The organism is Paenibacillus paeoniae, from assembly GCF_003388735.1.
Lineage (GTDB): Bacteria > Bacillota > Bacilli > Paenibacillales > Paenibacillaceae > Pristimantibacillus > Pristimantibacillus paeoniae.
This window is the reverse complement of record NZ_QUBQ01000010.1, coordinates 29896-42063: the sequence shown is the minus strand read 5'-3', so window position 1 is coordinate 42063 and position 12168 is coordinate 29896. Positions and strand designations below refer to the sequence as shown.

The 12168-nt window shown below is 47.8% G+C and carries 9 protein-coding genes; all 9 read left to right on the top strand.

Annotation, left to right across the window (positions count from 1 at the left end; all coding sequences use genetic code 11):
• The first annotated feature begins 74 nt into the window (after window positions 1–74).
• On the top strand, window positions 75–3701 hold the full coding sequence (gene rpoC, locus DX130_RS25840; protein WP_116050267.1) for a DNA-directed RNA polymerase subunit beta': 3627 nt from the start codon (window positions 75–77) through the stop codon (window positions 3699–3701).
• A 251-nt stretch (window positions 3702–3952) separates the two neighbouring features.
• Window positions 3953–4180 (top strand): hypothetical protein, encoded by a 228-nt coding sequence (locus tag DX130_RS25835; RefSeq protein WP_116050265.1) that lies wholly within the window; start codon window positions 3953–3955, stop codon window positions 4178–4180.
• A 44-nt stretch (window positions 4181–4224) separates the two neighbouring features.
• Window positions 4225–5316, top strand: a complete 1092-nt coding sequence (locus DX130_RS25830) for a hypothetical protein (protein ID WP_116050263.1) — start codon at window positions 4225–4227, stop codon at window positions 5314–5316.
• Window positions 5317–5472: 156 nt separating this feature from the next.
• Entirely contained in the window at window positions 5473–6261 is a 789-nt protein-coding gene (locus DX130_RS25825; protein ID WP_116050262.1) for a hypothetical protein, read from the top strand.
• 218 nt (window positions 6262–6479) lie between these two features.
• Window positions 6480–6899, top strand: coding sequence for a 30S ribosomal protein S12 (gene rpsL, locus DX130_RS25820; protein WP_116050260.1), 420 nt, complete (start codon window positions 6480–6482; stop codon window positions 6897–6899).
• Window positions 6900–6965: 66 nt separating this feature from the next.
• A complete protein-coding gene (gene rpsG, locus DX130_RS25815; RefSeq protein WP_116050258.1) occupies window positions 6966–7436 on the top strand; it encodes a 30S ribosomal protein S7 in 471 nt (156 codons plus the stop codon).
• Between the two features lie 29 nt (window positions 7437–7465).
• Window positions 7466–9544: an elongation factor G gene (gene fusA, locus DX130_RS25810; RefSeq protein WP_116050256.1), complete on the top strand. Its 2079-nt coding sequence runs from the start codon at window positions 7466–7468 to the stop codon at window positions 9542–9544.
• A 120-nt stretch (window positions 9545–9664) separates the two neighbouring features.
• Window positions 9665–10855, top strand: a complete 1191-nt coding sequence (gene tuf / locus DX130_RS25805; RefSeq protein ID WP_116050254.1) for an elongation factor Tu — start codon at window positions 9665–9667, stop codon at window positions 10853–10855.
• Window positions 10856–11148: 293 nt separating this feature from the next.
• The gene (locus DX130_RS25800; protein WP_116050252.1) at window positions 11149–12126 is read left to right on the top strand and encodes an ABC transporter substrate-binding protein; all 978 of its coding nucleotides are present in this window, start codon (window positions 11149–11151) and stop codon (window positions 12124–12126) included.
• Window positions 12127–12168: the final 42 nt, after the last annotated feature.

Below are 12168 nucleotides of genomic sequence, written 5' to 3'. Positions count from 1 at the left end.
TGCTTCGGCGGCCCCGCAATTGAAGTTCAGCTTCTTATAAGACACAGTCATACATGACGAAGGAGGGTTGCTCCTTGTTGGACGTGAACAACTTCGAGTATATGAAAATTGGTCTGGCTTCGCCGGATAAAATTCGCTCGTGGTCCCGCGGAGAAGTCAAGAAGCCGGAAACCATTAACTACAGAACGCTAAAGCCCGAGAAGGAAGGTCTCTTCTGCGAGAAGATTTTTGGACCGACCAAGGATTGGGAATGTCATTGCGGTAAGTACAAGCGTGTACGCTATAAAGGCGTAGTCTGCGATCGCTGCGGAGTAGAAGTTACTCGTGCAAAAGTACGCCGTGAACGTATGGGCCACATCGAGCTTGCAGCTCCTGTATCCCATATCTGGTACTTCAAAGGTATTCCGAGCCGCATGGGTCTTGCACTGGATATGTCCCCTCGTTCCCTTGAGGAGATCATCTATTTCGCATCTTATGTCGTGACGGACCCAGGCGATACGCCGCTTGAGAAAAAACAGCTCCTTTCCGAGAAGGAATACCGCAGCTACCGTGAAAAGTATGGCTACGGATTCCAAGCCGGCATGGGTGCTGAAGCGGTTAAGAAGCTGCTTCAAGACATCGAAGTCGAGCGTGAGCTTGAGAAGCTGAAGGAAGATCTTCGCACGGCACAAGGCCAACGCCGTAACCGCGCGATTAAGCGTCTTGAAGTTATTGAAGCATTCCGCAACTCGGGCAATCAGCCGGAGTGGATGATTCTTGACGTACTGCCGGTTATCCCGCCGGAGCTTCGTCCGATGGTACAGTTGGATGGCGGCCGCTTCGCGACCTCTGACCTGAATGACTTGTACCGCCGTGTTATTAACCGGAACAACCGTCTGAAACGTCTGCTTGATCTGGGCGCTCCGGACATTATCGTACAGAATGAGAAACGTATGCTTCAGGAAGCGGTTGACGCCTTGATCGACAACGGCCGTCGCGGTCGTCCGGTTACAGGACCAGGCAACCGACCTCTGAAATCCCTCAGCCACATGCTGAAGGGTAAGCAAGGACGTTTCCGTCAGAACTTGCTCGGTAAACGTGTCGACTATTCTGGTCGTTCTGTTATCGTCGTAGGTCCTAACCTGAAAATGTTCCAGTGCGGCCTACCGAAGGAAATGGCGCTGGAGCTGTTCAAGCCTTTCGTGATGAAGGAGCTTGTGAACAAAGGTCTCGCTCACAACATCAAGAGCGCAAAACGTAAAGTTGAGCGCGTAAGTCCTGAAGTATGGGATGTTCTTGAAGAAGTGATCAAGGAGCATCCGGTTCTTCTGAACCGTGCCCCTACGCTTCACAGACTGGGTATCCAGGCATTCGAGCCGATTCTGGTTGAAGGCCGCGCCATCAAGCTTCATCCGCTCGTCTGTACGGCTTACAATGCCGACTTCGACGGTGACCAAATGGCCGTTCACGTTCCGTTGTCCGCAGAAGCGCAAGCGGAAGCTCGCCTTCTCATGCTGGCATCCGGCAACATCCTGAACCCGAAAGACGGCAAGCCTGTTGTTACGCCTTCCCAGGATATGGTTCTCGGCAGCTACTATCTGACGATGGACAACATTGAATCCAAAGGCACAGGCTCCGTGTTCGCAACGGTAAACGAAGCGATCTCCGCTTACCAACGCGGTATCGCATCTCTGCACGCGCGTATCTTCATTCCGGTAAAGGTTCTGAAGAAAACCAACTTTACAGAGCAACAGCAAGCTTCCTTGCTCGTTACGACTGTGGGTAAAGTCATCTTCAACGAAATCTTCCCAGAAGATTTCCCTTACATCAATGAAGCGACGAAGTCTAACTTGCTGCAAGGCACGCCTGATAAGTACTTTGTGTACGAAAAAGGTGCCGATCTGCAGAAGTTCATCGATGACCTGGCTACACCGGGCGCGGTAGGCAAAGATTACCTTGGTCATATTATTGCGGAGTGCTTCCGTCAATACCATACAACGCTGACTGCGGTTATTCTGGACCGTATCAAGCAGCTTGGTTTCACGTATTCCACGAAAGCGGGTATTACGATCGGCGTATCCGACGTTATTATTCCGAAGGAAAAAGCGGGAATCATGAAAGCTTCCGACGAGAAGGTCGCTATCGTTATGAATCAGTACCGTCGCGGTCTGATTACGAACGAAGAGCGTTATGACCGGATCATCAGCATCTGGAGCAAATGTAAGGACGAGATTACAGAAGTCCTCATGAAATCGATGGATCGTTACAACAACATCATGCTCATGGTGGATTCCAAAGCACGGGGTAACAAATCCCAGATTACACAGCTTGGCGGTATGCGTGGTCTGATGGCGAATCCATCCGGCCGTATCATCGAGTTGCCAATCAAATCGAACTTCCGTGAAGGCCTGACGGTCCTCGAGTACTTTATCTCGACGCACGGTGCGCGTAAAGGTCTTGCCGATACAGCGCTTCGTACAGCCGACTCCGGTTACCTGACTCGTCGTCTTGTAGACGTTGCCCAGGACGTAATCGTCCGCGAAGATGATTGCGGTACGGATAAAGGCTTCGCCGTTAGCAAGATCCAGGATGGCAAAGAAGTTATCGAGGATCTGTATGACCGTATCGAAGGTCGTTACGCATTCGAGACGATCCGTCATCCACAGACGGGTGAAGTCATCGTCAACCGCAGCGAGCTGATCGATTCGAACAAAGCCGATGCGATCATCGATGCTGGCGTAGAGCGTCTACAAATTCGCTCTGTCCTTAGTTGTCGTGCGCGTCATGGCGTATGTAAGATCTGTTACGGCCGCAACTTGGCGACTGGCAAGCACGTTGAGATCGGCGAAGCGGTAGGCATTATCGCGGCGCAATCGATCGGCGAGCCGGGTACACAGCTGACGATGCGTACGTTCCATACAGGCGGCGTTGCCGGCGACGATATCACGCAAGGTCTTCCGCGTATTCAGGAGCTCTTCGAGGCTCGTAATCCGAAAGGCCAAGCGATCATCTCCGAGCTTGACGGCGTCATCAAGGAAATCCGCGAAGCGAAAGACCGTCGCGAGATCGAGGTACAAGGCGAAGCCGAGTCCAAGGTCTACGCAGTCACTTACGGCTCGCGTATCCGCGTAGCGGAAGGCCAGCATATCGAAGCAGGCGACGAACTGACAGACGGTTCGATCGATCCGAAGGACATGCTTCGCATCAAAGGCATCCGTGGCGTACAGAACTACATCCTGCAAGAGGTACAGCGCGTATACCGTAACCAAGGCGTTGAGATCAACGATAAGCACGTCGAGGTTATGATTAAGCAAATGCTGCGCAAAATCCGCATCGTCGATGCCGGCGATACGACTCTATTGCCAGGTGCATTCGTAGACATTCATGAATACGAATCAGCTAACCGCGAGGCGATCTTCGCAGACAAAGAGCCAGCGGTAGCGAAGCCAGTATTGCTTGGTATTACGAAAGCGTCCCTTGAGACGGACTCGTTCTTGTCTGCAGCATCCTTCCAGGAGACGACTCGTGTCCTGACAGATGCAGCAATCAAAGGCAAGGTCGACCAGCTTCTTGGTCTGAAAGAGAATGTTATCATCGGTAAGCTGATCCCGGCTGGTACGGGTATGCAGCGCTACCGCAACATTCGCTTCAAGGGTCTTGAAGAGGAAGTAACCGAAGCAGCTGAACTTGGCGAAGCTACGGAAGCTGTAGTAGTTGAGTAAGACAAATCGTCTATAGACGGTTCACATAAAGCGACACATGTTCCTCACACGCTATGCGAGTGATACATGTGTCGCTTTTCTTTTGCCCAAGGAGGAAACCTGACGGCATAATGCGGAATATGCTAGTTAGTAATAAACCATTTTTTGTTGAAATGGAGATTTTGGGGCAACTTTGAAGTTAGGTGGAGCGTTCTATAAGATGAGGGTGCGATACCAGCTTCTTTATAGCCATCATAAAGGAGTTGAATGTAGTGAAGAGCATCTCGCTAAAGCTGCTTGTTCTGATCTTGTTAATTGCGCTGGCTATCATTTCAATATGGTTGGAGCGTAAAGCAGATGAAGGAAGCAGTAATGGAGTGAAGGGTGATCAATCAGCTTTTGTCAATCATCAGGAGGACTTGTTGAAGCTGGAGAGAAATATAATCGGTATGCGGCATAAAGCCAGAGCTGTTTATCCCTCACAGAATAGGTGTATATAAATAGAGTGTGTTTGTTCAGGATGATGATATAAGGAGCGATGAATGTGAGGTATAAATCAATATACGTTACCCTATCCGCTATAGCAGCATTTCTCCTGTTAGCCTCCTTGTTATGGGAAAGGAAAGGGATTGAAGAGGTCATAGCCGAGCATGAGCTGGATATGGCTGAATACACAAACTATGACAAATTGTATGCGCTTGCGAAGAATGATGAGCAAATTAGTGAATTAAACTTTTTAAAAGCCCATGATGTGATGCGTCCTGGTGTGTGGCTGCGTGAAGGGCTTATCATTGTTGGCGAGCTTGCACAAGATCAGAAGCGTGTTACGTTAGAGGAAATCAAAGAGAAGCTGGAGACATATACGGACGATGAGACGATCAAGAAGCAGCTCAATCAAATGGCTGGAGCGCCTGACTGGCTAGGCGGCGGCGACGTTGGCCGGGTTATCTATTATTTGAACGATGCTGGAACGGATGCGATTCATTTCTCTTATGGCGTTATTTCTTATGTGCATCAAGACAGCGATGGAGCAGAGCAGGTGGAACTGCTGCATAAGCCGGAGCAATATGAAGCCCAGGCCTACAGGCAACGACTGAATGTACCGGATCAGGCCATTACTACAGAGTTGAAGGATATATGGGAACAAGCTGAACTTATCGTCGAAGGCCGTTATGAAAAAAAACTTGGCACGACACATAGAGCATCCAACTACTATTCAGATGAATACTCATTCGTTGTAGATCATGTTTTATATGGCGGCACGAATGAAGAAAAAATTTCTATATCCATCCTAAGCTATGAATTAATTGCATTAAGGCATGACGATCGGTTATATGAAGTGAAAAGAGCAAGGCCGTATTTTGAAAGGATTGAGCTAGGCAAGCCATATATGTTGTTTTTGACGACACGCGCGGGATTTGATGAATACGTTCCGGCAAGCCTACCATTTCAAATTTCCTTTGATGATAATGGGGTTGCAACCCTGGATTATCTGCGAAATGCCAGTGAGGATGTTAAGATTACTCCAAATGGAGACAAACTGATCTTTATCCGAGATGCACTTGGTCTAGAACAAACGGAACAAATTAGCGGAATGAGCCGTGAGCAAATTATAGAGCAGTTGCAGACACGCTAAGCAATCCTTTCTATCATGTAGACTAGAAGATGCGATAGACCTTCATTCGAAGGAGGTATGGTTCAATCAATCCAACAAGCAGCAGGCGGAGGGCCGATTAATAGGGTAAATTTGAACGATATGACATGACACTTAAGCAGCAACAAGGAGAATCATATGACTACCAAATACAAGTTGGACGATCTATTGGATATAATCAGGAAGCGTCTAGAGATTCAGGACGATGCAGACTGCTTTCATGCAAATATAGCAGGCATACAGACAGCATTTGAAAAAAAGGGAGCGGAAGAGCTCGTCATTACAACAGACTTTATGTACATGACGCTCCATCCTGGTCAGGTTAATGAACATCACAATAAACTCATTGAGATGGTTGAATTCGGACATACAGAGTATAAGGAGCCCCTCAATTTGGATCATCCCATTGAGATCGCGGCTTTTCTGAGTGATGACCTGGACGAAACAAAGAAGAGCCAGTCCAGTCCTTTTAATTTTGTATTGAAGGTGTGGAAGCATAGATACGACATTGAGGATGTGGCGGACAAGTTCGAAATGATATTCGAGGAGACGCATTTGGAGCTAGAGAGTGTGAGCGAGGACGAAATCGTAATCCGTGCAAATGGCGCGGAGGTATACGCGCATTCGTTCGAGTCTTATGCGGACAAGCTGCTGGAGCAGGATCAAGGAATTATTTATGAACAAATTCATTTGTCTATTACGGGGAAGGTTGCTGTCATAGATTCATGGCATATTCCTTCAGAGAGATCTGCCATTGCAGTTAGTACAGTCTTAAACTTTCTAGTTACCTATTATCATTCCATTCTCATCAAAGCAAATCTCATGCATAGCGCGGAGATTATTCGTTCTAGAAACATCCGGTCAGACGATGTAATTATTGATGGAGTAAGCTATGAAGTCTATCTGGGCCCGAGTGCAATGATCTAATCACAAAATAAACTTTTGTAAAGATATCTATTCGACATAAAACAACCCATTTCACGCTTGACATGTATATGTGCGAAGTGATAATATATCGGAGTGTGCCTGACGACTAGGCTTATGGAATACTCAAGTTCAATAATGAACCGCCTGGCTCTGTGGGCTTAAAATTGGGTGAAATGTCTACCATCATAAAGACATGAATAAAGGGAGGGGGTGGCAACATGCCAACAATTAACCAGCTCGTTCGTAAAGGACGTCAAGCGAAGGTCGTTAAATCGAAATCGCCAGCCTTGCAAAAAGGCTTTAACGCTCTGAAACGTGAATCAACTGACATCAGCGCGCCTCAAAAACGCGGTGTGTGCACTCGTGTAGGTACTATGACTCCGAAAAAACCGAACTCCGCGCTTCGTAAGTATGCGCGTGTACGTTTGACTAACCGTGTTGAGGTTACAGCGTACATTCCAGGTATCGGTCATAACCTTCAAGAGCACAGCGTGGTTCTGATCCGCGGCGGTCGTGTAAAAGACCTTCCGGGTGTTCGTTACCATATCGTGCGCGGCGCATTGGATACAGCAGGTGTTAACAACCGTAACCAATCCCGTTCGAAATACGGTACTAAGCGTCCAAAAGTTAAGAAATAAGTATAACACTACCTTGTTGATAACAAGCTAGAACAAGTTACTATTAGAAGAAAGGGGGACTTTCTCATGCCACGCAAAGGTCCTGTAACGAAACGTGATGTGCTTCCGGATCCGGTTTACAATAGCAAACTGGTTACCCGCCTAATCAACCGTATTATGATCGACGGTAAGAGAGGCACTGCACAAACATTGTTATATGATGCATTCAAACTGATCCAAGAACGCTCGGGAAAAGATCCAATGGAAGTGTTCGAAGCAGCTTTGAAAAACATTATGCCGGTTCTTGAGGTTAAAGCTCGTCGTGTAGGCGGCTCTAACTACCAAGTACCAATCGAGGTTAAGCCTGAGCGCCGTACGGCTCTTGGTCTTCGTTGGCTCGTGAACTACTCGCGTAACCGCGGCGAGAAAACGATGACAGAACGTTTGGCTGCTGAAATTCTGGATGCTTCCAACAACACTGGCGCATCCGTTAAAAAGCGTGAAGACACGCACAAAATGGCTGAAGCAAACAAAGCGTTTGCTCACTACCGTTGGTAGGATAACCATTAACGAGAGGAGACATATTCATGGCAAGAGAGTTCTCCTTGGAAAATACGCGTAATATCGGTATTATGGCGCATATTGACGCTGGTAAAACCACAACTACTGAACGGATCTTGTTCTTCACAGGCCGTACCCACAAAATCGGCGAGGTGCACGAAGGTGCAGCTACGATGGACTGGATGGAGCAAGAACAAGAGCGCGGCATCACGATTACGTCTGCCGCGACAACCGCTCAATGGAAGGGTAACCGCATTAATATCATCGATACCCCAGGTCACGTTGACTTCACAGTAGAAGTTGAACGTTCCCTACGCGTATTGGACGGGGCCGTTGGTGTTTTCAGTGCGAAAGAAGGCGTTGAGCCACAGTCTGAGACTGTATGGCGTCAAGCTGACCGTTATGGCGTTCCTCGGATCGCTTATGTTAACAAGATGGATATCATCGGCGCAGACTACCTGAATGTTGTTAAAGACATGCGTGAGCGTCTGCAAGCAAATGCCGTTGCTATTCAGTTGCCAATCGGCGCTGAATCCGACTTCGTTGGCGTAATCGACATCATCGAGCGCGTAGCGTATACGTACAAAGACGATCTTGGTAAGGATCCGATCCAATCCGAGATTCCGGCTGAGTACAAAGAGCAAGTCGAAGAACTTCGTCTTGAGCTGGTAGAGAAAGTTGCTGAACTGGATGAGGAACTGATGATGAAGTATCTGGAAGGCGAAGAAATTACGATTCCAGAACTGAAAGCAGTCCTTCGTAAAGGTGTTTGCGAAGTTAAGATCTTCCCAGTTGTTGCAGGCTCCTCGTACCGTAACAAAGGTGTTCAATTGGTATTGGATGCAGTTGTTGACTACCTGCCTGCACCGGTTGACGTACCAGCAATCAAAGGTACGCTTGAAGACGGTGAAGAAGCAGTTCGTCTTTCATCTGATTCCGAGCCGTTCTCGGCTCTGGCATTCAAAATCATGACAGACCCTTACGTTGGTCGTTTGACGTTCTTCCGTGTATACTCTGGTGTCCTGAAGTCCGGTTCGTATGTTCTTAATGCAACTAAGAACAAGCGTGAGCGGATTGGCCGGATTCTGCAGATGCATGCGAATAGCCGTCAAGAGATCTCCGAAGTACACTCGGGCGATATTGCAGCTGCAGTAGGTCTGAAGGATACAACTACAGGTGATACGCTGTGTGACGAGAAGTCCCCAATCGTTCTTGAATCGATGAACTTCCCTGAGCCAGTTATCCAAATCGCTATCGAGCCTAAGACGAAAGCAGACCAAGATAAACTTGGCGTTGCAATCTCCAAGCTCGCTGAGGAAGATCCTACATTCCGTGCTTATACAGACGAAGAAACGAACCAAACGATCATCGCGGGTATGGGTGAGCTTCACCTTGAGATCCTCGTTGACCGTATGCTTCGTGAATTCAAAGTTGAGACGAATGTTGGTAAACCTCAGGTTGCTTACCGTGAAACTTTCCGCCAAGCGGCTAAGGTTGAAGGTAAGTTCGTTCGTCAGTCCGGTGGTAAAGGTCAGTTCGGTCATTGTTGGGTTGAGTTCCAACCTCAAGAGGCTGGTACAGGCTTTATCTTCGAAAGCAAAGTCGTGGGTGGATCAATTCCTCGTGAATTTATCGCTCCGATCCAGGCTGGTATCGAAGAGTCGATGAAGAACGGCGTTATCGCTGGCTTCCCGCTCGTTGATATCAAAGCTACTGTTGTCGATGGTTCCTACCATGACGTCGATTCCTCGGAGATGGCGTTTAAGATTGCAGGTTCCCTGGCGCTTAAAGCTGCGAAAGAAAAATGTAAGCCTGTCCTTCTTGAGCCAATCATGAAGGTTGAAGTTACTGTTCCTGAAGAGTACATGGGCGACGTAATGGGCATGCTGAACTCCCGTCGTGGTCGTATCGAAGGTATGGATGCGCGCGGTGGCGCGCAAATTATCCGTGCTAAGGTGCCTCTCTCCGAGATGTTTGGTTATTCCACTACACTTCGTTCCGGTACACAAGGACGCGGCGTATTCTCGATGGAGCTTTCTCACTACGAAGAAGTTCCTAAGTCGATCTCCGAAGAGATCATCTCCAAGCATAAAGGCGGAGAGTAATTTTACTCGAAGTCCCACTGCAACAAATGTTTTTAATTGGCCGTCATCAGGTATGCTTGCACTCTCGGTGTCGGCCCACCCATAAAAAATATCAAGTTATATTGAGGAGGACTCAGTTCAATGGCTAAGGCAAAATTTGAACGTAACAAACCGCATGTTAACATCGGTACAATCGGTCACGTTGACCATGGTAAAACAACACTGACTGCTGCGATTACAACTGTACTTTCCAAAAAATACGGCGGCGCGGCAATCGCATTCGACCAAATCGATAAAGCTCCAGAAGAGCGCGAGCGCGGTATCACTATCTCCACAGCTCACGTTGAGTATGAGACTCCTAACCGTCACTACGCTCACGTTGACTGCCCAGGTCACGCCGACTATGTTAAAAACATGATCACTGGCGCGGCTCAAATGGACGGAGCAATCCTGGTTGTATCCGCATCTGACGGCCCAATGCCACAAACGCGCGAGCACATCTTGCTCTCCCGCCAAGTAGGCGTTCCTTACATCGTTGTATTCTTGAACAAATGCGACATGGTTGAAGACGAAGAGCTTCTTGAACTGGTTGAGATGGAAGTTCGCGACCTTCTTTCCGAGTACGAGTTCCCAGGCGACGACACTCCAATCATCCGCGGCGCTGCTCGTGAAGCACTGCAAAACCCAGATGGTCCTTGGGCTGAGAAAATCATCGAGTTGTTCGAACAAGTCGACACTTACATCCCAACTCCAGAGCGCGACACGGCTAAGCCTTTCCTTATGCCTGTCGAGGACGTATTCACAATCACAGGCCGTGGTACAGTTGCTACAGGTCGCGTAGAGCGTGGTATTATCAAAGTTGGCGACGAGATCGAAATCATCGGTCTTCAAGAAGAAACTCGCAAATCCGTTGTTACGGGCGTTGAGATGTTCCGTAAATTGCTTGACTCCGCTCAAGCAGGCGACAACGTTGGCGCATTGCTTCGCGGTGTAGACCGTAAAGACATTGAGCGTGGTCAAGTATTGGCTAAGCCGGGTTCGGTTAAGCAACATACGAACTTCACAGCTCAAATCTACGTTCTGACTAAAGAAGAGGGTGGCCGTCATAAGCCTTTCTTCACTGGCTACCGTCCACAATTCTATTTCCGTACAACTGACGTAACAGGTATCATCAACCTGCCTGAAGGTACTGAAATGGTAATGCCTGGCGACAACATCACAGTTACTGTAGAACTGATCTCACCAATCGCAGTTGAAGAAGGAACTCGCTTCTCCATCCGTGAAGGCGGTCGTACTGTAGGCGCTGGCGCTGTAGCTACAATCCAAAAATAATGCGATGCAGCGTGAGCTGCATAGCATAGAACTGCTCCGAGCTTTGCTCGGGGCAGTTTTTTGTTTTTAATAACTCTTGGGTTGCTTTCCTTAATATTAAGATTGACGTGAATTCCTTGCACCTATAAGATATGTATATAAATTAATGAAGCTGTCCAATAGCAACAGCTTTGTGGATGTGTCATACACATTGACTTTATTTGGGTACAGCAATAGCGCAATAGTGTGTTAATGTGTCGGTCATTTCCATCAGAATGAATCGTAAGGCATAATTAGAGAGGGGTTAATTGAATATGAAAAAAAAGTTTTGGCTTGGATTGGGACTAGCGGCGCTTATGGCCGTATCTGCCGCTTGCAGCAGTGAGAAGGCGGACTATACCATCGCAATTTCCCAGATTGTAGAGCATCCTTCATTAGACGCTACTCGCGAAGGATTTCTGAAAGCGCTTGACGATGCAGGGCTGAAAGTGAAGGTAGACTACAACAATGCTCAAGGCGATCCAAACAACTACAAGTCCATTGCTGAAAAGATTGCTTCCGGTAAAGCGGACTTGGCTCTAGGCATTGCTACAGATACAAGTAGCGCTTTGGTTGAAGCTGTGAAGGAGAAGCCAGTATTGTTCGCAGCTGTAACAGATCCGTTGGCAGTAAAGCTTGTACCACAGCTTAAAGCGCCTGGTGGTAATGTCACGGGTGCGTCTGATACGAATCCTGCAGCCATTGTCCAACTGATGGATTTTATCGCGAAAGAGCTTCCAGATGTCAAAAAAGTCGGTGTTGTCATCAATGAAGGTGAGACCAATGCAGTTGTTATGACCAACATTGCTCAAGAGGCGCTAGCTAAACATGGCATTGAAGTCGTTAAAGCGGCTGTTGTGAACAGCTCTGATGTTCAACAGGCGGCTCAATCATTAGTTGGCCGTGTAGATGCAGTGTATGTCACGTTGGATAACACAGTTGTAGAAGGTGTAGAAGCCATTATTGACGTAGTGAACAAAAACAAAATTCCATTCTTCTCGGCTGACCGGGATACCGTTGAGAAAGGCGCATTTGCGACGGTAGGATTCAAATACTTTGATCACGGTTATGAGGTAGGCCAGATGGCTGTCGAGATACTGAAAGATGGCAAGAAACCTGGAGATCTTGATGTTCGTACGCCTGAGAAATTGGACTTTATCCTTAACTTGTCTGCAGCAGAGGATCAAGGCATTACCGTAACGGACGCAATGAAGGCTTATGTGAAGGACCCGGAGAACAACATTATTAAGTAATCCGGTTGTGAACCATTGAATCATGAAATAGTACTATGGGGT

Coding starts and splice junctions, on each gene's coding strand:
- rpsL (WP_116050260.1), top strand. CDS start 6,480: ATGCCAACAATTAACCAGCTCGTTCGTAAAGGACGTCAAGCGAAGGTC.
- fusA (WP_116050256.1), top strand. CDS start 7,466: ATGGCAAGAGAGTTCTCCTTGGAAAATACGCGTAATATCGGTATTATG.
- rpsG (WP_116050258.1), top strand. CDS start 6,966: ATGCCACGCAAAGGTCCTGTAACGAAACGTGATGTGCTTCCGGATCCG.
- DX130_RS25800 (WP_116050252.1), top strand. CDS start 11,149: ATGAAAAAAAAGTTTTGGCTTGGATTGGGACTAGCGGCGCTTATGGCC.
- DX130_RS25825 (WP_116050262.1), top strand. CDS start 5,473: ATGACTACCAAATACAAGTTGGACGATCTATTGGATATAATCAGGAAG.
- tuf (WP_116050254.1), top strand. CDS start 9,665: ATGGCTAAGGCAAAATTTGAACGTAACAAACCGCATGTTAACATCGGT.